This window comes from Spirosoma areae (assembly GCF_054781775.1).
On sequence record NZ_BAAGTT010000002.1, the window covers coordinates 1 to 26,089 of the forward strand.

12 protein-coding genes are annotated in these 26,089 nt (G+C 56.2%); 9 read left to right on the forward strand and 3 right to left on the reverse strand.

The window, feature by feature from the left end:
- The first annotated feature begins 138 nt into the window (after window positions 1-138).
- The 4 genes from ACYVI1_RS00970 to ACYVI1_RS00985 all read left to right on the forward strand — a co-directional run bounded on the left by ACYVI1_RS00970 (window position 139) and on the right by ACYVI1_RS00985 (window position 6,123).
- Window positions 139-2,271, forward strand: a complete 2,133-nt coding sequence (locus ACYVI1_RS00970) for an ester cyclase (RefSeq protein ID WP_460905690.1) — start codon at window positions 139-141, stop codon at window positions 2,269-2,271.
- A complete protein-coding gene (locus ACYVI1_RS00975) occupies window positions 2,198-3,787 on the forward strand; it encodes a sodium:solute symporter family transporter (RefSeq protein ID WP_460905693.1) in 1,590 nt (529 codons plus the stop codon). The genes ACYVI1_RS00970 and ACYVI1_RS00975 overlap by 74 nt, the downstream gene beginning before the upstream one ends.
- Window positions 3,788-3,969: 182 nt before the next feature.
- On the forward strand, window positions 3,970-5,271 hold the full coding sequence (gene hisD, locus ACYVI1_RS00980; protein WP_460905696.1) for a histidinol dehydrogenase: 1,302 nt from the start codon (window positions 3,970-3,972) through the stop codon (window positions 5,269-5,271).
- Window positions 5,272-5,382: 111 nt separating this feature from the next.
- Window positions 5,383-6,123, forward strand: coding sequence for an SDR family NAD(P)-dependent oxidoreductase (locus ACYVI1_RS00985; protein WP_460905699.1), 741 nt, complete (start codon window positions 5,383-5,385; stop codon window positions 6,121-6,123).
- A 71-nt stretch (window positions 6,124-6,194) separates the two neighbouring features.
- Here ACYVI1_RS00985 and ACYVI1_RS00990 read toward each other — a convergent pair whose 3' ends face one another.
- Together ACYVI1_RS00990 and ACYVI1_RS00995 are read right to left on the reverse strand one after the other, a co-directional pair.
- Window positions 6,195-7,103, reverse strand: coding sequence for a hydroxypyruvate isomerase family protein (locus ACYVI1_RS00990; RefSeq protein ID WP_460905702.1), 909 nt, complete (start codon window positions 7,101-7,103; stop codon window positions 6,195-6,197).
- A gap of 11 nt (window positions 7,104-7,114) precedes the next feature.
- Entirely contained in the window at window positions 7,115-10,333 is a 3,219-nt protein-coding gene (locus ACYVI1_RS00995) for a PVC-type heme-binding CxxCH protein (RefSeq protein WP_460905705.1), read from the reverse strand.
- A gap of 354 nt (window positions 10,334-10,687) precedes the next feature.
- Here ACYVI1_RS00995 and ACYVI1_RS01000 point away from each other — a divergent pair, with 354 nt between their 5' ends.
- The 5 genes from ACYVI1_RS01000 to ACYVI1_RS01020 all read left to right on the forward strand — a co-directional run bounded on the left by ACYVI1_RS01000 (window position 10,688) and on the right by ACYVI1_RS01020 (window position 21,756).
- Window positions 10,688-13,882: a SusC/RagA family TonB-linked outer membrane protein gene (locus ACYVI1_RS01000; RefSeq protein WP_460905708.1), complete on the forward strand. Its 3,195-nt coding sequence runs from the start codon at window positions 10,688-10,690 to the stop codon at window positions 13,880-13,882.
- Window positions 13,883-13,904: 22 nt separating this feature from the next.
- Window positions 13,905-15,509 carry a RagB/SusD family nutrient uptake outer membrane protein gene (locus ACYVI1_RS01005; protein WP_460905711.1) on the forward strand — a complete coding sequence of 535 codons (1,605 nt, stop codon included), beginning with the start codon at window positions 13,905-13,907 and terminating at the stop codon, window positions 15,507-15,509.
- Window positions 15,510-15,847: 338 nt separating this feature from the next.
- Window positions 15,848-16,873: a GntR family transcriptional regulator gene (locus ACYVI1_RS01010; protein WP_460905715.1), complete on the forward strand. Its 1,026-nt coding sequence runs from the start codon at window positions 15,848-15,850 to the stop codon at window positions 16,871-16,873.
- A gap of 12 nt (window positions 16,874-16,885) precedes the next feature.
- Window positions 16,886-20,314, forward strand: coding sequence for a VCBS repeat-containing protein (locus ACYVI1_RS01015; RefSeq protein WP_460905718.1), 3,429 nt, complete (start codon window positions 16,886-16,888; stop codon window positions 20,312-20,314).
- Entirely contained in the window at window positions 20,311-21,756 is a 1,446-nt protein-coding gene (locus tag ACYVI1_RS01020; protein WP_460905721.1) for a glycosyl hydrolase family 28 protein, read from the forward strand. The genes ACYVI1_RS01015 and ACYVI1_RS01020 overlap by 4 nt, the downstream gene beginning before the upstream one ends.
- Before the next feature lies 1 nt (window position 21,757).
- On the opposite strand, the gene ACYVI1_RS01025 is transcribed toward ACYVI1_RS01020, so the two are convergent.
- A complete protein-coding gene (locus ACYVI1_RS01025; protein WP_460905724.1) occupies window positions 21,758-25,876 on the reverse strand; it encodes a hybrid sensor histidine kinase/response regulator transcription factor in 4,119 nt (1,372 codons plus the stop codon).
- Between the last annotated feature and the right edge of the window lie 213 nt (window positions 25,877-26,089).

Sequence of the window (26,089 nt, forward strand, 5' to 3'; positions counted from 1 at the left end):
GCCGGGTCCTCACCCCCTTCAGGGCGGTCCGGCGTTCCGGGACGGGGGGTAAAGGACATAGAACTTAACAGCCCTGCCCCTTCAGGGCGGTCCGACGTTCCGGGACGGGGGGTAAACAGCTCATAAACAAAACCACAAATGAATTCAATCATCTTCACCACCGATAAACAGCCCGGCGAAACAAAGCAGGAACTACCCGGTTTCGACCCAAAATACACCGACATCGTTGATTATATCCTGAAAATCACCCACGAGATTTGGGAAGAACGGGGCATTGGCGTCATCTACGACACCTACGACGAAAGCATTACGCTGCATTCGGGCGCGTCCACGATTCACGGTATCAACTCGGTTATCAGCGGTACACTCGAAACCCTGCACGCCTTCCCCGACCGGCGATTGGTGGGTGAGGCCGTTATCTGGTCAGCCGAGCAGGAGACAAAATTTTATACCTCGCACCGAATCGGGTCAACGGCTACCAATCTGGGAGTCAGTGCGTTCGGTCAGCCGACGGGCAAGCGGGCTTTTTTTCGGACCATTGCCGATTGTGTGGTGTCGGCCAATAAAATCGAAGAAGAATGGCTCGTGCGCGACAACCTGCACCTGATTCAGCAACTCGGCTACGACCCGGTTGCGTTAGCTAAACAATCGAAAAAATACAGTCATAAATCGCTGCCCCATGTTCCGTTCATTGCTGAAAATCGGGTTGGTCAGCAACTACCGGTGAAGGGCGAAAACGAACCGACCGACAGTGCCACGTTGCTCTACAACCTGTTCCAGAACGTCTGGAATGGGCGGTATATCAATCAGGTTGGCGAGTATTATCAGCCGACGGCAACGGTCAACGGCATCTGCGACCAAATATACCGGGGCGTTTCCCAGATTCAGTCCTATCTAATCAATCTGTTTGCGTCGGTGCCGCAGGGAGTCGTGCAGGTTGAGCGGATTACGGCCAATCCGGGTGCAACCGGCGATACCGTTGCCGTGCGCTGGCGTCTCACGGGGCTGCATCAGGGCAATGGATTCTTCGGTGCGGCATCGGGTAAGCCGGTCAATATTCTGGGTATTAGTCACTTCGTTGTTTCGGGTGGTAAAATTCAGCAGGAATGGACCGTGTTCGATGCGTTCGATGTGCTGTGCCAAATCCACGCGGATGCCGATAGACCAGCACAAGACAGTTTCCTAACAGCCCTCTCGATGGAAGAGCAAACGAAGCAGGCCAATAAACAACTCGTGGCGGATTTGATTGCCGACCTAAACGGGGCTATGGCCGGCAAAAAAGACCTACAGCCCATTCTGAACCGGTATTTCGCCCCCGACCTAAGCTGGAACGGCTCCAAACCATTCGACGAACTTCGGGGCACCAAACCGCTGTATAACCAATTCTGGAAGCCGTTGCTGCGGGCTTTCCCCGACCTGGAAGACCAGCCGTATATTCTGATGGGCGGCCATTTCAACGACCGCTCATGGGTGAGTCTGACGGGGAACTACATCGGTACGTTTGAACACGAATGGCTCGGTATTCCGCCCACGCAACAGGCTACCTGGATTCGGTACGGCATTTTCTACGAAATCAACGCGGGGAAAATTCAGACAGCCTACTGTATTCTGGATATGCTCGATGTGATTCGTCAGGCCGGGTTCAACCTGTTTCCCAACCGCGCCCCCGAAATAATCATCAACGGGCCAATGTCCTACGATGGTATTCTGACGAACCGCTCCGACGAGGCCGCAAGCCAAAAATCGCTGCAACTCACCGAAGACATGATTAAGGCGCTGGGTAATTTCGATGGGAAGAACCTCAGCACCATGCAGATGGAAACCTACTGGCACCCGAACATGATGTGGTACGGCCCCGGCGGAACCGGCTCCACGCGCGGGCTGAAAGGCTTTCAGGAGTACCATCAGAAACCGTTTCTCATCGGCTTCCCCGACCGGAAAGGTGGCCACCACAAAGCCCGCTTCGGCGATGGATTTTACTCCTGCTCAACGGGCTGGCCGAGCATTTACGCCACCCACGGCGGCAACGGCTGGATGGGCATCGACGCGACCGACAAAAAAATAACCATGCGCGTGATGGACTGGTGGCGACGCGAAGGCGATATGCTCAAAGAAAACTGGGTCTTCATCGACAAAATCGACTTGCTCGAACAGCTTGATATTCACGTTTTTGACCTCCTGAAAACCCACCTCGAACATGGCACCGATAGACTGGATAATAGCGGGTCTGTATTTCTTCGGCACGATAGCCATTGGGATACGGCTCAATAAAAAAACGAGCAGTGCCAACGAGTTTTTCTCCGGTGGCAAAGACTTTGCCTGGTGGGCCATTGCGGGGTCGGTCATTGCCACGCAGGTCAGCGCGGTCACGTTCGTGGGCGCACCCGGCTGGGCCTACACCGCTGGTCTCTCGCCGATTGTGCTGAGCCTCAACATTCCCATCGTGATGTGGTTCATCAGCGGCAGCGTGGTTCCGTTTTTTTACAACAGCGGGGTCGTATCCATTTACGAGTACATGGAAGGGCGGTTTGGCTACGGGGCCAGAGCGACGCTGGCAGCCGCATTTATCATCAAACTGCTGGCCATCATGGGCGTGGTCATTTATGCCCCGGCCTTAGTGCTCTCTCACGTAACGGGCTTAGACATCGTGCCGACGATTCTGGTTATGACGGTGGCGATTTTCATTACGTCGCTGGGCGGTTTATCGGCGGTAATTTGGGTCGATGTGCTCCAGATTGCCATTTTGTGGATTGGCATCATCACCTCGTTTTTCATTGTCATCTCAAAACTCCCCGTTTCGCTGCCCGAAGCCTACGACATCGTCCATAAAGCGGGCAAGCTAAAGGCCATTGATTTCTCGACTAACCTTGCTACCCCGAACACAATTTGGGCGGGTGTTTTTGGTGGATTGGTGCTGCACGTATCGTATTTCGGGGCCAATCAGGCGCAGGTGCAGCGGATGCTGGCGGCCAAAAGCATCCGCAATCTGAAGCTCTCGTTGTGGTCGACGGGCTTTGCCATCGTTGCTCAGATGATGTTCTTCCTCACGCTGGGATTGCTGCTGTTTGTGTTCTACGGTGGCAAAAAATTTGAGAAGGCCAATGACGTGTACATCTCGTTTCTGGAATATGTTCCGGCGGGTTTTCTGGGGCTGATTATCGCGGCTATTCTGGCGGCAGGCATCGGCAGCATGGTGGCCTCGCTCAACTCGATGGCAACGGTTTTTGTCAAGGATATTTACGAGCGGGTCATTGAGCCAACCGCCAGCGAAACGAAGAAACTCCGCATCGCGCGGCTGTCTACGTTTGTCTTCGGCACCATTCTGGCGGGGGCGGCCATCCTGATGTCGAAATACGAAAACCTGTCGGCCCTCGAAGCCATCAGCAAGTACGGTTCCTACATCGTTGGCTCCACGCTGGGCGTGTTCATTCTCGGCATTTATACCGAACGCACGAACCAGCAAGGCGTTATCATCGGGTTCGTGGTGGGTGTGGTGGCGGTGGTACTGTTCGCCGTGTTTACCGACGCATTCTGGTTGTGGTATAACTTAGTCGGTTTTGTGGTGACGGTTGTGGTCGGCTATGCGTCGAGTTTCGTGGTGGGAGCTACACCTACGGGTATTGGCATGTACACCCTGAGCGGCCAGAAACAGCATTTTCTGAATACGAATCAGGCCGAAACCGAAGGTAGCTATTACGTTATTCCGGGCAAGTTCGAGCGCACCTCGTACTGGCTCATCGTGTACTTTTTTCTATTAGTGGCCGGGCTATATTACATCGGCCGGTGAGTTGAATCTCCAGGTCAATCCCCAGGTCTGTGTCCACGCCCGAGGTCTGTGTCCTCACAGACCTCTCAAACCGGATGGTTTTTGCTGACGCACGAGTGGTCTGTGAGGACACAGACCTCGGGCGCGAACACAGACCTGGGGCACGGGCGCAACCGATAAACAACTGAACCTTACAACAAAACATGGCAAAGCAACTCATCAAAGCAGGCATGAACGCTGAAACGGCGGATGCCAATCAGGCAAAAGTCAGAGAAATTGTTTTCAGTATCCTGGAAGACGTTCGCAAAAATGGCGACGAAGCCGTGCATCGGCTATCGGCAAAATTCGACGGCTGGAATCCTGCCCAATTCCGGCTCTCACCGGAGCAAATTGAGCAGATTATTAGTACGGTGTCGGAGCAGACGATGCACGATTTGCGCTGGGCGCAGGCGCAGATTCGGCGGTTCGCACAGATTCAGAAATCGACCATCCGCGATGTGGAAATCGAGACAATTCCGGGCGTGGTGCTGGGGCATAAAAACCTGCCGGTCAACAGCGTTGGGTGTTACGTGCCGGGCGGTCGTTATCCAATGGTGGCTTCGGCCCACATGAGCGTATTGACGGCCAAAGTAGCGGGCGTGAAGCGGGTAATTGCCTGCACACCGCCCAACCCCAAAACCGGCCTGCCTCCCGCCGAAACGGTAGCCGCGATGTGGCTGGCCGGTGCCGACGAAATTTATATCCTCGGTGGCGTTCAGGCAATGGCGGCAATGGCTTACGGTACGGATGAAATCAAACCGGTCGATATGATTGTCGGCCCTGGCAATCAGTACGTTGCCGAAGCCAAACGGCAACTGTTTGGTACGGTTGGCATTGATTTATTGGCCGGACCAACCGAAGTATTGGTCATTGCCGATGATAGTGTTGATGTCGAGATGGTGGCGACTGATTTACTTGGTCAGGCCGAACACGGTCCCAACTCACCGGCTATTCTGCTCACTACCAGCCCCACGCTGGCGCACGGTTTACAGGCCGAAATCGAGCGGCAGTTGGAGACGCTGCCCACCGCCGATATTGCCAGCAAAGCCTGGGCCGATTACGGCGAAATCATCTTAGTCGATACGGTCGATGAACTGGTTGCCGAAGCCGATTTTATTGCCTCCGAACACGTTCAGTTGAACGTAGTTGACCCGGATTATTTCCAGAAACACCTGACTAACTACGGCGCGTTGTTCATGGGCAACCGCACCAACGTAGCTTACGGCGACAAAGCCATTGGCACCAACCATACATTGCCGACCAAAAAATCGGCCCGGTTCACGGGAGGGCTGTGGGTGGGTAAGTTCATCAAAACCTGCACCTACCAGCGCGTCCTCACCGACGAAGCCTCTGCCGAAGTGGGCGAATACTGCTCGCGGTTGTGCGAAATCGAAGGGTTCATGGCCCATAAAGCCCAGGCCGATTTGCGCGTGAAACGCTACGGAAAAGAGCCAGTTACAGTTTAAATGAACGGAGTGCGGAGGTTGTCTTCAGGGTAGGTTGACGCTTTGACAAAGTTCTGAACTTTGTCAAAGTGTCAACCTACCCTGAAGACAACCTCCGCACTCACTTAATCTATGAGCGAACGAAAAGTAGCCCTCATAACGGGCGCGGGCGGGGGTATCGGCTCCGAAATCTGCCGACACCTGGCCCGCGCCAATTACCGGGTCGTGGTCAATTACCAGTCGAATGAGCAGAAGGCTCAAGCCACGCTCAATAGTCTGGAAAACGACGGCCATCGGCTGTTTCGGGCCAGCATAACCGACAGCGGGCAACTGACCGACATGGCCACGTTTGTGACCGAACACTATGGGCGGTTGGATGTGCTGGTCAATAATGCGGGCATCACCAAACCCGTGCCTCACGCTGAATTAGATGCGCTGGACGACGAGTGGTTCGACCGGATTATGCAGGTGAATGTGCGGGGAGCCTTTGCCACCGTGCGGGCGTTTAAACCGTTGCTGCTAAATGGCCAGCAGCCGATTGTTGTGAATATTTCGTCTATTGCCGGGCGCACGGGCGTGGGCAGCAACGTAGCCTATTGCGCGTCGAAGGCGGCTATGGATTCCATGACCCGTCCGCTGGGCCGGGCGTTGGCTCCTGCTATTCGGGTGGTGTCGCTGTCTCCCGGCTGGGTGCAGGGCGAGTATGCCAGCAATTTTTCGGCAGAATACATGCAGAGCCAGGTAGATAAAACGCCCCTCAACCGGCTCGCGCTGGCTGGTGACGTAGCGCGGGCAGTAGTGGCAATTGCCGAATCGTTCACCTTCTCAACGGGCTGTATTTTCCCCGTCGATGGCGGGCGGGAGTTGGGTTAAAACCGTCAATTAATTTGGGGGTTCAGGTGGCTGTAGAAATTGTAGGGGACGTGTTTCTATTGCAGCGCAACTTACTGTACATCAATGGCACGATAAGCGTTTAGGGCGGATTTGGCCCCTTCCCTGCCGGGTTTGCTCAGGCCGTGTTCCATACCCACAAATCCCCGATACCCTTTGTTATACAGATGTTTGAGTACGTTGGGGTAGTTGATTTCGCCGGATGTGGGTTCTTTGCGACCCGGTGAATCACCCATCTGAATGTAGGCAATCTCGTCCCAGGCGTAGTCGAGGGTAGCCAGCAGATGGCCTTCCTGCACCTGCACATGATAAAAATCGAACAGCACTTTCACGCTCGGGCGGCCCACCGCTTTGGCCAGCGCGTAAGCCTGTGGAATGGTGTGCAGAAACATGTTGGGGTGGTCGACCCGGTGGTTCATCGACTCCATCACCATAACCAGCCCGTGCGGCTCGTAGATGTCGGCAATTCGCTTGAGCAGGTCGATGGCGTTGGCCATCTGAAAATCCCACGGCAGGCGCATGTCGGCCACGCCCAGTACGTTATGGATGAACCGGGTGTTCATTCGTTTGGCAATCTCGACCGAGGCCCGTACCTCGGCCAGTACGTTGTCGCGGGCAGCCGCATCGCGTCCGGCAAAGGTGATGTCTTTAAAGGTGAGCGTGCCCACAAACTGCCCGAACTGCATACCCAACTGCTGCACGGCTTTGCTAATCCGCTCCTGCTCGGCAACGGGTCGGTTTTTGAGCATCGTATTTTCCCACGCCCGGAAGCCCTGCTCGTGGCCCCACTTGATTTCGTCGACTGGATCGGCAGGAGACAGCCCTTTGAAAATACCAAACTCAGGCGAGAACTTAGTCGTGAAGGGGACCGCGTTTTCGGTAGCCGCTTTGGCAACAGAGACACCACCAACCACAGCGGCCCCGGCGAAAAAAGTATGTTTAACGAACTGGCGACGGTGCATAGTGGAAGGGATTAGCGTAAAATAGCCTGATCCGTTTCGGGGTTCTGATCCTGACCCAGCAGAAACGCCATCAGGTCGGCCATTTCCTGCTTAGTCAGCAGTTGATCCAGCCCCTGCGGCATCATGGACGTAGGTTGCAGGTCCATCGAAACAATATCAGCCCGCAAAATCCGCACCGATGTAGTCTGCGATGTTCCGAGTACAATCACCGTAGGCGTCTTCTCCTGGATAATGCCCGTCTGCTCGCCTGTTTTGGTCCGAACCCGGTACGTTTCATACTCGCGCACGAAGCTAACACTCGGGTACACAATGGCTTCCAGCAAATCGTGGGCAGAACGGTCTTTCTGAATGGAGGTTAAATCCGGGCCGAGTTTTCCGCCCTCGGCCCGCACCTGATGGCAGGTCGAGCAGATGGCTTTACCATAAAAAAGTGCCCGGCCCCGTTCCAAATCACCATCGGCAATCCGGCTTTCCATATCCTTCAGTCGTTGTAGCCGCCCGCCCTGAACGCCCTGCAACTTCGCCATCAGTTTGTCGACGGCAGACTTTGTTTCGGCAGGATACCCGGCAAAGAGCGCGTTCAGGTTCTCTTCCGAAAAACCGTCTAACCCCGGCGAGTTGGCGAGCGTATTGGCCACGGCTATACCAATTGCCGACGAATAAGCCCCCTTAAACACCGGCATGATGCGCGGTAGACTGAACGCATCGGCCTTCGGCAGATACTCCTGGGCGAGTTTTAGCAGTTGACTTTCCGATAATTTACCCCCGGCCAATACCGCAGCCGCCTGTTGCCGGATGGGCGCGTCGGCCCCAGCGGTCAACTGCTCATAGAGGTACGTAAACTGTGAATCCGTAAAGACCGGCTGCGTTTTCGACAATGTAGCCAATGCGCCCATCCGCAGCGGAGCCGGGCTGCTGACCTGGTCGGCCACCTGCCGGAGTTGGCCCGTCAGGGCGGTCAGGCTCCGCAGGCCAGCCAATTCGAGGGCGCGGGTTTGCACGGCTGGGTCGCTGCTCTGCACGAATTGATCGCCTATACCCGCAACCCAGACGGGGGGCAGCTTCCCGGCGGGAAAACGGGCCATTGTGTTCATGATAAACAACTTGTGGGCGGATGGAGCCGTCTGTAACTGTTCGGCCATAAATTGCTGTACCGATGCGTTGCCACTAAACGCGATGAGCATGTCGCCATAAAGCTGCTCATCATCTGTGTTGAGGGGTGCCTCCGAAAACCGACCACGCAGAAAGTCGGTCATCTCGCCCGACCAGGCGGGATGGTGGGCGGCCACCCACAGGGCTGTGCGTTGCAGCGCTTTGTTGGGGCTGTTCAGAAAGGCCATGATCTGATCGGCCCGCAACGGCGAAGGGCGCATCTGATCGAGCGCAATCAGGGCCGCTTCCTGTACCAACGGCGAGGGCGGTCCGACGGTTCGCGGTCCGACGGTTCGCGGTCCGACGGTTCGCGGTCCGACGGTTCGGTTCGACAGGGCGACTTCCACGGCTTTTGGCTGGTTGAGCGTAACGAGCGAATAAATCAGGGCGTGGCGCACGAAGCGATCTTCGGTTTTGCCCGTTGCTGCCAGCAGAGCCGGAATGGCTTTCGCATCCGCCAGTTGACCTAATGCCGTTGCTGCCTGTCGTCGGGTGGCCTGATCGCCGGTGCTGATCATCGTCAGTAGTTTCGGCATGGCCCCGGCATCGTGCGCCAGCCCCACCGCACGGGCTGCTGCGACACGCACCTGCACGTCGGCATCGGCCAGTGCATTGCGAACACCCGCCAGAGCCGGGGCGGTGCCGATTCGGTAGAGCGCAAAAACGGCTTTCGTGCGGGCATTGACGTTTTTTGACTGACGTAGCAGGCTGGTGAGGGGCGCAACGGCGGTTTCGCCCGCATCCACGAGTCGCTCGGTGGCCCGGTCGCAAACCGTTGGGCGGGCGTCGGCCAATAACGCAGACGCTTTGGCGTGCGAGAGCGTGGGCCAGTTGATCCGGTTGCCGCAGGGGTCGGCTATCGCTGGCGCGTCTTTCCGGCGAACGCGGTAAATGCTGCCCTCCAGATTAGCTTTGGACACCTGCGAAAGCGGGCATCCCTGAATGAACCAGCCACCCGTTTCGACCACCAGCAAACTTCCATCGGCATCTTCCAGTACGTCGGTGGGGTGAAAATCTTCGTCTTTGGTCGAGAAAAACACCTCGTCTTCCGTGCGGAACGACGCCCCCTGCCGGATCAGTTTATGGCGCAGCACCCGGTGCGTATTGAACTGGGCGCTGAAGAGGTTGTCCTTGAAATCAGCTCCTAATGCCGTGTGGCGATACCGGCCAATGCCCGATGGGGCCACCCGCGAGTATTTGGAAATGACTGGCATCAACTCACCGGTACGTACCAGGCTGTCACGACTAATGTTGTTATTGGGCTTTGGGTACACGCCCCCTTCAGTCCAGTACACCAGGGCATCGCGCAGACCAGCCTGTGGTTCAGTAAAATACGTTTCGGTGCCAATGGGTTCGGCGGCTTCGGTGAAGGTCAGCTCGACGGGGTTGTTCATGCCCCCCGCCGAAATCCACTCTAATTTCGAGCCATCGGGCCGGACGCGCCAGATGCGGGCGGTGCCGCCTTTGAGCCGTTTGCCTTCCTTCGTGGTTACGTCGAATCCCATGATGGCACTGGTCAGGTAGAGCCAGCCGTCCGGCCCCATAAACGGCCCGATCAGACTATTGGCATTCACGTTGAGCGTCCAGCCAGTCAGTAGCACCTCGCGTTTGTCGGCCACGCCGTCGTTGTCGGTATCGGTGAGTTTGAGCAAATCGGGGGCTGAGGTCGCATACAGGCTTCCTTTATAGAAAACACCCCCTTGCGGAAAGCCAACTTTATCGGCAAAAATGGTGCTTTTATCGTACTTCCCGTCGCCGTTGGTGTCGGTGAGCAGGTTGATGCGGAATTGGGGGTTGTCCAGCGCGTCCTGCGTTTTTTTATAGACATGGCCGATGGATTCAAACACAAACAACCGCCCGGTTTCGTCGAGTGTCGAAAACATGGGAAAGTCGACCAGTTCCGGCCCGGCGGCCACCTCGACGGTGTACCCTTCGGGCACCTGAATGGCCGCTAATTTTTCGGCGGCTGTTTTGTTGGGCGAGTCGATACGTTGCGGAGTGGCCCCCGACATGAGCAATAGCATGCCCACTAAACAGGCCAAACCCGTAGTGGACGTGGTACAACAGGATAAGCGCATGGGCGATGTCGGGTTAGTTGCCTTTGGCAATTGATCAAGATTGCCGGTAACAGGCTATGAGTCAGAAATTTACTCAGTTTAAATCTGTATAAAAAACAGCGTTGACAATATCGGTTAGGAACCGGGGGCATCTGGGTGGGTCTGGGTGGGTTTAAGCAGACGCCTGCCACAAAGTTCAACGTTGAGCCTGTGCTTAGCAAGGTTATTACCCTACCGCGGGTGGCGCGGTAGGACCGGTGCTCCCAATTTTATCAGGGGAACGATTTTAATCCTGCTCAAACCACCCAGACCCACCCAGATTATCAATTCAGGCTCCTGTTATTTATGGGTAAATACCCGATAACGCAACTCTTTATGACCTTGATTCGCTACTTAATACGCATCGTACCGGCCGTTCTGATTACCCTGATTCAGACCGGCGCAGCGTATGCTCAAATCCGCTCGCTGTCGGGCCGGATTACCGACGACACCGACAGCAGGGGGCTGTCCGGCGTTAATATCCTGCTGAAAGGCAGCAGTACTGGCACCACAACGAATGCCGAGGGAAACTACCAGCTCAACCTGCCGCCCGGAGCCAGTACGTTAGTTGTCTCGTCGGTTGGGTATCAGGCCAAAGAAGTGGCCGTCGGCAATAGAAGCGTCCTGAATGTTTCGCTCCAGGCCGACGCCCGATCACTCAATGAAGTGGTGGTGGTGGGCTATGGGCAGAAAACGACCCGCAAACTCACCGAATCCATCGGCACGGTGCAGGCCCGCGACATTACACGACTCCCCGTTGCCAACGCCGAAGCCGCCATTCAGGGGCGCGTGTCGGGTGTGCAGATCACCAACGTCGACGGAACGCCGGGCGGGCCGGTGTCAATCCGTATCCGGGGGATCAGCACTGTAGGAAATAACCAGCCGCTGTTTGTGGTCGATGGCGTTCCCATCGGCGACGGCACCGGCAACCAGATCAACCCCGCCGACATCGAGACGATTTCTGTACTGAAAGATGCCTCGTCGTCGTCGATTTATGGGTTGCGGGCGGCCAACGGCGTTGTGCTGATTACGACCAAACGTGGCAAATCGGGCAAGCCCCGTGTCAGCTTAGACGTGTATTCGGGCGTGCAGAACTTCCCAAAATTTTACGAGATGAACAGCACGGCGCAGTACGTGGCGCTGGCGCAGGAAAGCTTCGACCGGGCCAATGCACAAAGCGGAGCCAAACCCGGCACATCGGACTTTCTGGTGTTGCCCCCCGATTTACGATCTGGTGGTAAACTGCTCGGTATCGACAACCGGGACATCTGGCGCGAGTCGGTGGTGGAGAAGAACGCACCCATTCGCAACTACAACCTCTCGCTGTCGGGCGGCAACGAAAATTCCAATTATTTTGTCTCGGCAGGGCTGTTTCAACAGAAGTCGATGGTGAAAAAGTGGGACCTGAGCCGCTATTCGTTTCGCATCAACAGCGACCACCGCGTGGGCAAACGCCTGAAAATCGGGCAGGCTCTGACCATCGCCTATAACCAGACCGAGCGGGGCAGCAATGCCGGGGGCGACGGCTTTCTGTACTCGGCTTCGGCCACGATGCCGCCGTTTTTCAACTACTTAGACGTAACCAACTCGATCCCCAACAACCGATACGGCTACACGGGCAACCTGAACGTGGCCGGGCTGACCATTCTGAACACACCGGGGATCAACCAGGTGGTGAACTCGACCGACCGCTCACTTCGGTTGCTGGGCAACATTTACGGCGAACTGGAACTGATTCGCGGCCTGAAACTCCGGTCGGTGGCCGCGCTGGATTTCAGCACCTCGCGCAACACAAGCTGGCAACCCGGTTACACCGCCCTTGAACTGGGGCAGGAGCGCAACACGAACGGTGCCGGCGACGACCGGGGCGAGGGTGTGCAGCAGGTTTTCACCAATACCCTTAACTACGACGGAACGTTCGGCAACCATACCATCAACGCCATTGGCGGCATGGAGTACCAGCAAATTCGGAGTACCAACCTCGGCTATTCAGCTTCTAACTTCAGCAGCACCAACCCCAATTTCTACCGGAGTCTCCGCAATCAGCAGGGGACATCGGATGGAAAAGGCGGGTTTGTATTCTCCAACGTTGGGTCGGGGCTGTCGGAGCGGGCGTACTTTGCGTATTTCGGCCGGGTCAGCTACGATTATAAGGACAAGTATCTCGTTACGGCTACGGCCCGCTACGATATGTCGTCCAACTTCGCGCCCGAAAACCGAGCCAGGCTATTCCCGGCGGTGTCGGCAGCCTGGCGAATCTCCAATGAGGATTTTTTCAAAAACAAACTGCCCTTGATTACCGATCTGAAACTACGGGGTAGCTGGGGGCAGTTGGGCAACGACCGCATCGGCAGCGACTTCCCCTACGTGGCCCGCGTGGTGCAGCAGCCGTGGTACACCATCGGTGCGGGGCAAACGACGCTGCGCGGTACGGGCATTCCGGCACTGACTAACCGGAACCTGAAATGGGAAGTCAACGAGAGCATCGACGCGGGTTTCGACATGACGTTTTTTGGTAAGCTGAATCTGCTCGCTACGTACTACAACCGCAATACGAAGGATTTTCTGTATAACCTGCCGGTCAACCTGACGTCGGGCTTTGGCAGTATTCCCGTCAACTTAGGGCTGGTCAACAACCGGGGCATCGAGGTCGAAACCAGCTACCGCACCAATGTGGGCAAGGGCGCGACCATCGAACTGTTCGGCAATATCACCACCGTTCGTAACCGCTTAGTGTCGCTCGCGCCGGGCGTTCAGGAGTTTGCCAGTGGCGATTACCGCACGGCGGTGGGCTTCCCCATCGGGTATTTCTACGGCTACAAAACACTGGGCATTTACCAGAATACGGCCCAGGCCGATGCCGCCATCCCCGACATTGCCAATGGCAAAAACAAGCCCGTGCCGGGCGATGTCATCTTCCAGGACAACAATGGGCCGGGCACCGACGGGCAGCAGTTCAGCGGCACGCCCGACGGACAGATCAACGTGGAAGACCGGACGTATCTGGGCAAAACCATCCCCGATTTCTTTTACGGCTTCGGGGTCAACGCCAACTGGAAAGGCTTCGACCTGAATATGCTCTTTCAGGGCGTGGCGGGCATCAGCGTGTATAACCAGTTTCGGCGGGGTGGCGAGAACTTAGGCGGGGTGGGCCGCAACAGCTTAGCCTCAACCGCCAACCGCTGGACGGGCGAAGGAACGAGCAACACCATGCCCCGCGCTACCGCCAACGACCTCAACAGCAACGGCCGCTTCTCAGACCGGTGGGTAGAAGATGCGAGTTTCCTGCGATTCAAAAACATACAGCTTGGCTACTCGCTGCCCCGCACGGTGCTCGACAAAATAAAGGTGTTCCAGGGCGCCCGCGTCTATGTGGCGGCCACCAACCTGTTTCGGATTACGAAATACAGTGGTCTCGACCCGGAGGTAGTGACCTACGGACAGCCCTCGTCACAGTTGTTTGCCGGTTCCGACGCGGGCAACATTCCGCAGCCCGTTACGGTCCAACTCGGCGCCAACCTGACATTTTAACGCCCCAATCAACAGCGAAATCATGAAAAAACGACTGATAACCCACACATTTACCCTGTTGCTGCTTTGTGGCCTGTTTACAAGGTGCGAAAAAAAATTAAACCTGGCCCCACTGGGCAAACTCGATGAACAAACATTCTTCCAGTCCGACAACGACTTCAAAGGAGCCGTGTTGCTGGCCTACTCGTCTTTGCTCAACTACACCTTTGAGCAGTTCGACAGCGGGGGCTGGTTTCAAAGCATACTGATGCCCGACGATGACACGACGACAGAGAATAACACCGTCAACAGTCTGGAAATCTTCAACTGGACGCCAAATGACGGGCCATTCCGGGCGGTGTGGCAAACGACGTACAAAGGCATACAGCGGTCGAACGTGATTCTGGAGAAGTTACTCTTAGCAACGGCCCTGTCCGACTCGTCGAAGAAAGCATTTGAGGGCGAAGCACGGTTTCTGAGGGCGTACTTCAATTTTGTGCTGGCGATTCATTTCGGGCAGGCCCCGCTGGTCGAAAAAACTCCGCGCACTCTGGAGGAAACGCGGGTCGGTAACTCGTCGCCGGGGCAACTTTGGGACGCGGTCATCGCCGATCTTCGCATTGCCAAAGCCAGTCTGCCCAAAAAGTGGAGCAGCGATAATCTGGGGCGTGCCACGAGCGGAGCCGCGTCGGCCCTGCTGGGCAAGGCCCTGCTGTTCCGGGCACAATGGGAGAACAAAGCCGACCTGTACACGCAGGCGGCTGCGGAGTTTCAGGGATTGGCGGGCAGTTATTCATTGGTGAAGAACGTCCAGGATAATTTCACCCCGAACGCCGAAAACAACGCGGAATCAGTTTTTGAGATTCAGATGGGTATTGGCGGGTTCAACCCCTGGCTTCCCGTCGATTTTAACTTCGACGGCAATGGGGAAGACATCTCGGCTGGCACAGCCCGGCTGATTTATTTCCGGGCCTCCTGCGGCCTGACCAACGTTTGCGCGCCGGGCGCCAATGCCCAGGGCTATGGAGAGGTTGTGGTTACGAGTTCGCTGCAACGGGAGTTTGAACCGGGCGACCCGCGCCGGGTAAGCACCATTTTTCTGGAGGGCGACCCGTTTAACACGGGCGAAAACGTTGATGGGTCGAAAAAATGGCTGTTTAAAAGTGCGTATTCGGCTACCGGATCGTCGATTGCCAAATACGTACTGGGCGACAACAACATTGACTTTCGCTCGCCCCTAAGTGTCAACAACGAACGCGTGATTCGGTACGCCGATGTGCTGCTGATGCTGGCCGAGTGTAAAATCCTGGGACCGACTAAAGACCTTGCCGGAGCTGCCGCGCTCATCAATCAGGTGCGTCGGCGGGCCGACCCGACCGCCAAAATTCTGCCCGACGTAGCGGTGGGCACCGAAGCCGGGTTGTTTAAGGCACTGGTTCACGAACGGCGGGTCGAGCTGGCATTCGAGAGCCACCGCTACAACGACCTCGTGCGCTGGCAGCGGGCCGGGAAGATCGACATCAAAAAAGACATTGATTTTGGTCGGGCTGATCCCAATAAAAACTGGACGACGAAGAATTTGCTGAAGCCCATTCCGCAAAGCGAGCGCGACCTCAATCCCGCGCTGGTGCAAAATCCAGGGTATTAAGTCGGTAAGTAGTAGCGTATCAATAACTTACCACTCAATTTATAGGTTGATAATGCTCACCAAAAGGCCAGACTCTGGCCTTTTGGTGTATTCAAGGAAAATAAGGAGGTTTTGTGCTGTTTTTTGACGGATTCGTCCAGCACTGACCGATAGTCAATCATCACATTTGTATCACTTTACCGGGAAAATTTACGACAGAATGAATGGTAAAGGACATACCTGGTTGCGGTGGCTGGAAGTGCTGGCCCTGCTGCTGCTGTTCGGGCTGCTGTGGCTCGGGCTGTGGCTGGCCCTGCCGGGCTGATGTGTGATTGCGAACCTTACTACCTCAATAGATCATGAAGACCGACGTTTTTATTGGTGACCGCACCCGGTCGCCCAAATACCTACAGGTGGTCAATGCCATTGTGAGCGACATTGAAAAGGGGGTGCTGTCTCTCGGTGATCGTCTGCCCTCCCTCAACGAAGCCTGCGCCGAATGGTATCTGTCCAAAGACTCCGTGAAGCGGGCCTACGAAACGCTTTACCAGATGGGATTTATTACGTCCATCAACCGCAAAGGCTTTTTTATTGCCGGTCAAAGCAAACGCCACGCCCTGCGTGTGCTGATCGTGACGGGCCAGTTGACCGACAGCGTCAAGCAACTCCACGATGCCATTGCCGCCAACCTGAGCCGCGAGGTCATTCTGGACGTGTGCAGCTTTAATTACCAGCGGCAGTTGCTGTGTCAGTTGCTGGGCAAACACCTCGGCGATTACCATTATTTTGTGCTGATGCCGCACCTGATTGGGCAGGACCCTGCCACGCTGCAAAGCCTGCGGAATGTGCCGGGCCAGCAACTGATTCTGATTGGCAACCAGTGGCCCGACGCCCTGCAACACGGCCACCAGCTTCGGTATGGGGGCGAAACGGCTCTTTACGAAGCTTTGTTGAGCCAGTTGACCACCCTTCGCAAATACACCCGTCTGAACTTAATTCTGCCCGAACACGACTGTTTCGATGCCGACTCCATCCGGGCGTTCCGGCGGTTCTGCACCGCGCATGGGTTTGACTTTGAACTGATTGACGAGCTTACGGAAGGCGATATACAGCCCAGACAGGCCTATTTCGTGGCTGATAGCCGCCACCTCATCGCGCTGGTCGATTATAGTCAGCGCACGGGCCTGCGGCTGGGTCAGGAGCTGGGCGTTGTGAGCTTTGTGGAAAACGAGTACACCCGGCTGCTGGCCGGGGGCGTGTCGGTCATTGCCCACCCATCGGCGGAGGTGGGGCGGTTGGTGGGCCAAATCCTAAGCGGGCAACCCGGCCCCTGTGCGGCCCCGCGTTCGCTGCCGCTGCAACTCCAGTTCCGGGCATCCTGCTAACCCCCGCCGGTCATGAAAACGTATCTGGTTTATGGTTTAGGCGCGGCAACGATTGCGCTGACGGGCTGGCTGAGTAGCCGGGAGAACGAGGATAAACTGTTCGTTAAGCTGCCTTCGTCGCAGACGGGCATTACGTTTGCCAACCAACTCACCGAAACGGACTCGCTCAACGCCATGACCTTCGAGTACATGTACAACGGCGCGGGCGTGGGCGTGGGGGATTTTAACCGGGATGGCAGGCAGGACCTGTATTTCGCGGGTAATCAGGTATCTGGCCGGTTGTACCTGAACGACACGCAACCCGGCCAGAAAATGCGTTTTCGGGACGTAACAGGCCAATCGAAAACGGGTACTGATGTCTGGTGTACGGGTGTAAGCGTGGCCGATGTGAACCAGGATGGCTGGCCCGACATTTACGTATGCGTAGCCGGTAAAACCCCGAAAACCCCTCAACGGGCGAACAAGTTGTTTATTAACAACGGCCTGGCACCCAATCAGGATGTTCCAACGTTTACGGAACGGGCTGCCGAATACGGCCTCAACGATACGGGCTACAGCACCCAGGCGGTTTTTTTTGATTACGACCGGGACGGTGATCTGGACTGCTACCTGCTTACCAACGCCCTCGAAACCACCAGCCGAAATAACCTCCGCCCCAAACAATTCAATGGAGAAGCCACCAGTACAGATCGGCTATATGAAAATGAAGATGGACATTTCAAAAACGTTTCCCGCGAAGCCGGTATTCTGACCGAGGGTTATGGGTTGGGTGTTTGCGTGAGTGATCTGGACGATAACGGCTGGCCGGATGTGTATTGCGCCAATGATTTCCTGTCCAATGATTTAGTCTGGATGAATCAACCCGGCCCGAAAAAACCCGGCTTTACCAATCAGGCAGCTACCCTGCTGAAACACCAGACCCACAACGGCATGGGCGTAGACATTGCCGACATCAATAACGATGCCCTGCCCGACATTGTCGTATTAGACATGCTTCCAGCAGATAACTACCGGCAAAAAATGATGCTGCCCGGCTCGAACTACAATCGGTTTCAGATGGAGAAGCAGTTGGGCTATCAGCCGCAATTCATGCGTAATACGCTGCAGGTAAACAGAGGTCCGGCGGGCCGGGCCGGGACGACATCCGGCGGGGTTTCTTTCTCCGAAATCGGCCAACTTGCCGGTATCGAAAAAACCGACTGGAGTTGGGCACCGCTGCTGGCCGATTTTGACAACGATGGCTGGAAAGACCTCTACATCACCAACGGCTACCGTCGCGACGTAACAAATCTCGACTTCATCGCCTTTAACCACGAACAGGCTTCCTTTGGCACACCCGACGCCCAATTGCGGCAGGCAAAAGCTGAACTCTACGGCCTGCCCGAGTTGAAAATACCGAAATACGCTTACCGCAACCGGGGTGCAATCGACCCCGAACGGGCCGAAACCGCGCTCACGTTTGAGGACGTATCAGAAGCCTGGGGGTTAAACCAAATGGGCTTTGCCAATGGTGCCGCCTACGCTGATTTGGATAATGACGGTGATCTGGATTTGGTTACCAACAACATCGACAGCGAGAGCTTTGTGTTGGAGAATCAATTGAACCAGCGCGAAAACCACCCTAACTGGCTACGAGTCAGCATTTTACCTACTGACAAACTACCGGTTGCTATCGGCACCAAAATCTGGCTCTATGCAGGTGGGCAACTGCAGATGCTCGAACTGGCGCCCGTGCGGGGGTTTGTCTCGACCGTCGAAAACGTGCTTCATTTTGGCCTGGGAGCCAGCCCCCGCTACGATTCGCTCGTGGTTCGCTATCCGAACGGCAAAAAACAAATCGTTGGGCCGGGCGCGGCTAACCGGATGCTCAACGTACCGTATCAACCCGTGAGCGACTGGTTAGCAAGTAAGCCAACTGAACCGCCATTATTCACGGAACTGTCGGCGACCGAAAGCGGGCTGGCGATTCGGCACGACGAAAATACGGTTGTTGACTTTAACCAAACCCCCTTATTACCCCACCTGTATTCGCAAAACGGGCCGTATCTGGCCGTTGGTGATGTAAATGGCGACAGGCTCGATGATTTCTTCGTGGGTACCGATTTCGGTCATCACTCCAGCGTGTATGTACAACAGGCCAATGGGCAATTTAAGCCAGCAACGTTGCCCGGCAGCGATGCTTATGAAGACATGGGCGCGGTGTTTTTCGATGCTGACAGCGATGGCGACGCCGATTTATATGTGGTGAGTGGGGGCAGCAAAATTGACGGCTTGTCGGCAACCTATCAGGATCGGCTATACCTCAACGACGGAAAAGGAAGTTTCAAGCCTGCACCAACTGCGCTGCCGCCCACCCGGTCGAGCGGGGGCAGCGTTACCGTTGCCGATTTCGATGGCGATGGTGATCTGGATGTTTTCCGGGGCGGGCGCGTGGTGCCGGGGCAGTACCCCAAACCGGCTGATAGTTATTTGTTCAGAAATGAGACGGTCGGCCGCTGCCGACGGGGCCGGTTTGCTGATGTAACCGACCAGCTCGCACCGGGTTTGCGGCAGATTGGTATGGTGACAGCCGCGCTCTGGACCGATGCCGACAACGACCACCGACCCGACCTGATGCTGGTGGGCGAGTGGATGGCCCCAACGCTGTTTCGGAACGTTGGCGGCCAGTTGCAGCGACAGAAAACCAACGGCCTGAATACCGAAACAGGCTGGTGGTGTTCGCTGGTGGCGGGTGATTTCGATGGCGATGGGGATACCGATTACGTAACGGGTAACCTCGGCCTGAACAGCAAATTTCGGGCGTCGGCAACGGAGCCGGTGCGGGTCTATGCCGACGATTTTGACCACAACGGGCGGCTCGATCCCATCCTGACGTTTTATCTGAACCATCAGCACGTACCCGTTGCCCAGCGCGACATCATGATGGCTCAAATTCCAGGTATTAAAAAACGCTTCCCGACGTATCACGACTACGCCAGCCACCCGTTTGAGGAGTTGTTTACAGATGAGGAACGTAGTAATGCCTTCGTGCGCGAAGCCCGCCAACTGGCGAGTTGCTACATCGAAAACCGGGGCAATTTCACCTTTGCCGTCCATCCGCTGCCCGTTGAGGCCCAGATATCCCCAATAAACGGAATGCTGACCGACGATTTCACGGGCGATGGAAAGCTGGACCTGTTGGTGGCGGGTAATTTCTACGGCACCGAAACCATTGGCGGGCAGCTCGACGCGGGCAAAGGACTGTTATTGGCCGGGGGCGGAAAACCATCGGGCCAGAGTCCATTTCGCACGGTTGCGAATGTGGGGCTGAATATGGACGGCGACGTTAAATCGGTGGCAACGTTACGGCGGGCCGATGGGTCGGTCTGGTGTTTAGTAGCGAGTAATAATGGTCCGCTGCGCGTGTGGCAACAAAGCAGAAAATTAATCAAACCTTTATGAACCAACGCCTTCCCCTGCTCCTTTTATTCGTATTTCTTTCGGCGCAACTTGCTGCCCAGCAACTCATTACCTATCCGGCCCCCGACTCGGCCCGACGAGCAACTGATTTCAGCATGACCGTGAACGGGAAAGCCGTATTTGTCTATGACAATGCCGTGTCGGCGATGGCTAACTTCAGTTTCGAGGGCAGTGTGACGGTCGAAATAACCTCAACCCATGACCTGCGCTGGGTGGATGTCCGGCCTAAGCACGCGGCTATTTCCGTATCCCTTACGCCGGCAAAGATTACGTTTCGGCTCACCAAACCGGGTCAGTTTTCCATCGAGCGCAACGGCGAACACGGGCGTGCGCTGTATGTTTTTGCCGCGCCTTTGGAGAAAAACGTGCCTAACACCAACGCGCCCACTGTGCGCTATTTCGCGCCGGGCAAAATTTATGACGTAGGAACCCTGACGCTGAAGAGCAACGAAACGCTCTACATTGCGGGTGGGGCCATTGTGCGGGGTAACATTGAAGCAACTGATGCCCAGAATATCAGCATCCGGGGCCGGGGCATACTGGACGCCAGTAACCTGAACAACGGTAGGTTAGTGCGGTTGTGGCGGTGTCAGAAAATTGATATCGAGGGAATTACAATTCTGAACAGCCCCGGCTGGACACTCGTGCTGCTCGACTGCGACGACGTGACCATCCGCGACCACAAGCAGGTAAGCTGGCGCAATGGCTCCGATGGTATCGACCTGGTCGGCACCTCGCACGTCCGCATCCGCGATTGTTTTCTGCGGAATAACGATGATAATATTGTGATTAAGAGCTTCAGCATCAACCCCAAAACGTATTATAGCCAGCCCGGCAAAGGCCGCGACGTAACGGATGTTCTGGTGGAACGCTGCGTGATCTGGAACATGCCCTGGGGTAACGCTCTCGAAATTGGTTTCGAGCTGCGCTGCAAAACCGTCAACGCCGTCACCTTTCGTGATTGCGATTTGATTCATGTGGATCGGGGGGCGGCCCTGAGCATCCATAACGGCGACGAGGCTACCGTTGAAAACATCACTTACGATAATATTCGGGTTGAAGACGCGCCCCATAAACTGATTGATCTGGCCGTATTCTGGTCACAATACAGCACCGACCGGCCCGCCGATAACGCTGAGCGCACCAAACACTACATGCAGGGTGCCTGGGATGGCGTGCTGCGCGTTCCACCGGGTCAGGAAGCTGCCCACGCCGAAAGCCGGGGCCATATCCACAACATTCTTTTTCGCAACATTGCCGTGACGGACGGGCAGTTTCCGTACTCGATTCTGTACGGTTACGACGCCGGGCACCGGGTCGAGAACGTGCGATTCGAGGGGTTGACAATTCATGGGCGCGCTATTCGCTCGGCGCAGGAGGGGCATTTTTCAGTCGGGAACGCGACGGGAGTTAGCTGGAAGTAACTCACACGCCAACGCCTTTCTTTCCCCACTCGCCCGGCGACTGGCCGAATTCCTTGCGGAAGGCGCGGATAAAGTAATTGGGATCGTTGAATCCCACAGCGTAGGCCACTTCGGCTACCTGCCGTCCACCCGCCTGCAATAGTTGGGCCGCCCGTTGCAGCCGGACGCTGCGTATGAGTTCGTTGCCTCCCTTGCCGGTTAGTGCTTTCAGTTTGCGGTACAACTGCGTGTTGCTTAGGCCAAGTTCGCGTTCGAGCCGCTGCACGTCCAGGTCAGGGTCGGCAAGATGGGTTTCGATGAGCGTCATTATTTTGTGCAGAAACATGGTTTCCGCCGATTCGACAACATCCGGGTCGGCGGATCTGAGCGTCAATATCCGGCTGTATTTGACCCGTAACAGCCGTCGGCTTTGAATCAGGTTCCTGGCCCGACTCAGTAAAACATCGAGGTTGAAAGGCTTGGTCACATAATCGTCGGCCCCCGCGCCCAGACCCTCCAGTTTACTTTCGGTACTCGACCGTGAGGTGAGCAGAACCAGCGGGATATGGCTGGTTCGCTCGTCGGTTTTCAGCGTCTGACACAACTGGACCCCGTCCATATCGGGCATCAGCCAGTCGCTCACAATCAGGTCAGGAATTTCTGCCTGGGCCTGTTCCAGCCCCTGTCGCCCATTGGTGGCTGTCAGCACCCGGTAATGCTGCCCTAAGCAACCGGCCAGATAGTGCCGCAAATCGTCGTGATCTTCGACCACCAGCACTACAGGCACATCGGCCCCGGTCAGGCAGGGTAGCGACAGCATGTTATCGCCGGATGGTACCTGACCAATCGGTACCTGATCATCGGTCGTCGGTGTCGAATCGGCGGGATAGGTAGAGAGCCAGGAAACGGGAAACGCGGAGGCATGAATGGGGAGCGTGACAACGAACACCGACCCTATGCCGGGCTGGCTCTCGACCCGGATCTGGCCCCGGTGCAGTTCGACTAATTCGCGGGTGAGTGCCAGGCCGATGCCCGTTCCGGCCTTTTTGGCCCTATTTTGCCCATTCACCTGGTAGAACCGTTCAAAAATATGGGCGGTATGTTCCGGCGAAATACCCATGCCGGAATCGTCTACGTCAAGCAGTAGTTCGGGCGACCCGGCATCCTGTAAAATCTGGCACCTGACGGTAATGGAACCGCCATTGGGCGTAAATTTCAGGGCGTTGGCAATCAGGTTATACAGCACTTTTTCCACAATATCGGGGTCGAACCAGCCGGCATAGGTTTCTGATTCAGTCTCCATGCACAAGGTAATGTGCTGCCGGGTGGCCTGAGCGGTGAACGAATTCACGACCCGGCGCACAAACCCGATCACATCCTGGCGGCTGATGTCGGGCCGGAGCGAATCGGATTCGAGTTTCGAGAGGTCGAGAAGTTGATTAATGAGCCGCAACAACCGATTGGCATTCTGGTGCATCGTCTGAAACTGTGGCCGTCGGCTATCGGGCGCACTGTCGGTCATGAATTGTTCCAGCGGGGTCAGAATGAGCGTAAGGGGCGTGCGGAACTCGTGCGAGATGTTGGTAAAAAAACCGGAACGCAGCCGGTCGAGTTCGCGGGCTTTTTCGGTCTCCAGATGCTCGGCCCGGAGTTCGGTTTTATAGCTTTCCCGAATCTGAATCAGCCGGCGCATTCCCAGCAACAGCCCAGTCACCAGCAGGGCATACAGCGCATACGCCCAGCCGGTACGGTACCAGGGTGGCAGAATTGTCAGTTGCAGGACCGTTTCGGGAGCGTTCCGAAAATCGTCCGTGAGTGACGCTTTCACCCGAAACTGATAGGCGCCGGGGCTTTGGTTGGTGTAGGTGGCCGAGTGCTGCGAACCGACGTAGTTCCAGGCCTCCTCAAATTCGTCTAAGCGGTAAGCATACCGGACGTTGCGGTGCGCCCGGAACAGCACGGCGGCAAAATCGAGGGTGATAACCGATTGGCTGTAGCGCAGCGTAATGGCTTTCGTATCGGCCAGGGCGTGTGTCAGGGGCGAGTCGGCAGAACCCGGCAGGACAGGCTGATTGAACAGTTTCAGTTCGGTCAGATAAACGGGTACAGGTGGCTCAGCGGCCTTGAGCTGATTGGGGCGAAACACCGTTAGCCCGTGTTTACCGCCCCAGAACATCGTTCCGTCGGCACTCTGACTAACAGCCCGTTCCGTGAAATCATTGCCAACCAGCCCATCATCCCGACGGTATGTACGTACTACGCGCCCCGCTTCACTCAACCGGCACAGGCCATCGTTGGTGGCTACCCATAAATTGCCATCAGCATCCTGCCCTATGCTCATGATGGCATCGTTGGGCAATCCATTGTCGGTGGCAATCAGGGTAAACCGCTGGCTGTGTGGGTCGTAGCGATGCAGCCCGTTCATGGTGCCAACCCAGAGCTGATGGCGACGGTCTTCAAACAGGCAGGTAACATGATTATCGTATAAGCCACCTGGTTTGCGGTTTCCGTAGTGATGCCGGACACGCCCGTTTTGTGGTGGCCATTCGGTCAGGCCATTGCCAAAGGTGCCGCCCCACAAGGCGCCATCGGTCGTTTCGAGCAGGGATGTCAGCGAAATCGAAGCTTCCACCAGTTGCCCAACCGGCGTAAGTTGCCCGGTTTGGCGGTCAATCAGCCATCGATCCCCTTGTTTAGTCGCCACCCAGGCCTTACCGCCCCGGGTCGGGGTAATGGTATGAACCAGCCCCGATCCCAGTAATTTCAGGTGTTTCCGTACCTGACCGGTTCGGGGGTCGATCAGGAACGTTCCTTTGTTCCAGATGGTTACCAGCAGCGCATTTTTCGACAGACGATAAACGTAGGTTACATCGTTACCCGGCAAGGTGTGCGGGCTACCGGGCTGATGCCGGAAATGCCGGTAGGTGTTGGTTGTCCGGTTCAGATAAGACAGCCCCTGTGTGCTGCCAACCCAAACATTGCCCAGCGAGTCGGCGGCTACCGTGGCCACGGTTGGGGCCAGCAGACTGGCGGGCTGACCAGGCCGATAGGTGTATAAACTGAAGGGATTAGGCCGGGCAAAGAGTACGTTCAGGCCCCCTTCCCAGGTGCCAACCCAAATCGTACCCTGTCGGTCACCCCGCACACAGACGGTAGCATGGGTGCTGATACTGCCAATCCTGGTGCGGTCGTGCTGCAGGTGGCTAATCTGTCGAAAGTCGCTATCGTCGGCAACGATCACCCCATCGTCGGTGCCCAGCCAAAACTTCCCCTGGGCATCTTCATACAGGCTGCGTGCTATATTTACTCCCTCTACTACGCCGGGGTGATAAAACACGACCTGAAAGTTTGTCTGGCCGGATTCGCTCCGGAATAAGCCTTTTCCCTGTGTACCGACCCATACCCGCCCCCGGCTGTCGCACCGGATGGTCATGATACTCACGGCAGCAGCAGCCTCCGGTGCAGGCAGTGTTACCGGTGTGATCCGATAATCCGTCAGGCGTAATTGGGTTAGCCGCCCCTGTTGATCACCAAGCCACAAGTTACCGGCCCGGTCGGGGCAGACCCGATGAATGAAATTGGAAGGCAGTCCATTTTTGGCTGCGGTTAGCTGGCTGACCCGGCCCGTGGCTGGGTCTATTAGTAATAACCCCTGCCCATTGGTTGAGGCCCAGATGCGGCCAGCCTGGTCCTGCGCTAAATCGGTAATGGTGGCCGTAGCGATGTCCTGTCCATCAACGGTGTGAAGCAGATGCCGAAACCGCACACCCGACGAGTCTAACTGGTTCAATCCCCCCGAATTAGTGCCAACCCACAGGCGGTGTTGCCGGTCTTCGAGCAGGCATTTAATTTCGTTACTGCTCAGGCTTTGGGCATCCCGCGCCGACCGCCGAAATACCTGAAAACGCTCCCCATCATACCGATTGAGGCCATCGGCAGTACCCAGCCATAAAAATCCTTTGGAATCCTGGAGCAAGTCCATTACCGTATTGTGCGACAGCCCGTCGCTGGTACTCAGTTGATTGAACGTGGGCTGAGCCGCACTATGAAGGCTAACAAGCGTTAAAACAAACAGCCGAACAACCGTTCGGACGCTTTCGCGGTACTGATTACCTACTATTTTCCACGAGCCGGTAAGCATCAGGCAACAGGGTTAGATGGGCCGTTATACACTGTAAAGGTATGTTTTTGAGATACTTACCCGTTATCTACCGGACTCACTACAGTTGACGGGGCATTCAGGTAAGCCATATCTGGCGAACCGCTCCGGCCTATAGGGTTGAGGGCCGGTAAGATTCCGTGATTTGGGAGTTTTTTGACAGGATAAAACCGAGCGGGCTACCTTATCTCTCGG

What these genes read in the sequence shown, in the direction of transcription:
- ACYVI1_RS00970 (WP_460905690.1), top strand. Translation starts at nt 139, where the DNA reads ATGAATTCAATCATCTTCACCACCGATAAACAGCCCGGCGAAACAAAG.
- ACYVI1_RS00975 (WP_460905693.1), top strand. Translation starts at nt 2,198, where the DNA reads ATGGCACCGATAGACTGGATAATAGCGGGTCTGTATTTCTTCGGCACG.
- ACYVI1_RS01005 (WP_460905711.1), top strand. Translation starts at nt 13,905, where the DNA reads ATGAAAAAACGACTGATAACCCACACATTTACCCTGTTGCTGCTTTGT.
- ACYVI1_RS01020 (WP_460905721.1), top strand. Translation starts at nt 20,311, where the DNA reads ATGAACCAACGCCTTCCCCTGCTCCTTTTATTCGTATTTCTTTCGGCG.
- ACYVI1_RS01000 (WP_460905708.1), top strand. Translation starts at nt 10,688, where the DNA reads ATGACCTTGATTCGCTACTTAATACGCATCGTACCGGCCGTTCTGATT.
- ACYVI1_RS01010 (WP_460905715.1), top strand. Translation starts at nt 15,848, where the DNA reads ATGAAGACCGACGTTTTTATTGGTGACCGCACCCGGTCGCCCAAATAC.
- ACYVI1_RS00985 (WP_460905699.1), top strand. Translation starts at nt 5,383, where the DNA reads ATGAGCGAACGAAAAGTAGCCCTCATAACGGGCGCGGGCGGGGGTATC.
- ACYVI1_RS00990 (WP_460905702.1), bottom strand. Translation starts at nt 7,103, where the DNA reads ATGCACCGTCGCCAGTTCGTTAAACATACTTTTTTCGCCGGGGCCGCT.
- ACYVI1_RS00995 (WP_460905705.1), bottom strand. Translation starts at nt 10,333, where the DNA reads ATGCGCTTATCCTGTTGTACCACGTCCACTACGGGTTTGGCCTGTTTA.
- ACYVI1_RS01015 (WP_460905718.1), top strand. Translation starts at nt 16,886, where the DNA reads ATGAAAACGTATCTGGTTTATGGTTTAGGCGCGGCAACGATTGCGCTG.
- hisD (WP_460905696.1), top strand. Translation starts at nt 3,970, where the DNA reads ATGGCAAAGCAACTCATCAAAGCAGGCATGAACGCTGAAACGGCGGAT.
- ACYVI1_RS01025 (WP_460905724.1), bottom strand. Translation starts at nt 25,876, where the DNA reads ATGCTTACCGGCTCGTGGAAAATAGTAGGTAATCAGTACCGCGAAAGC.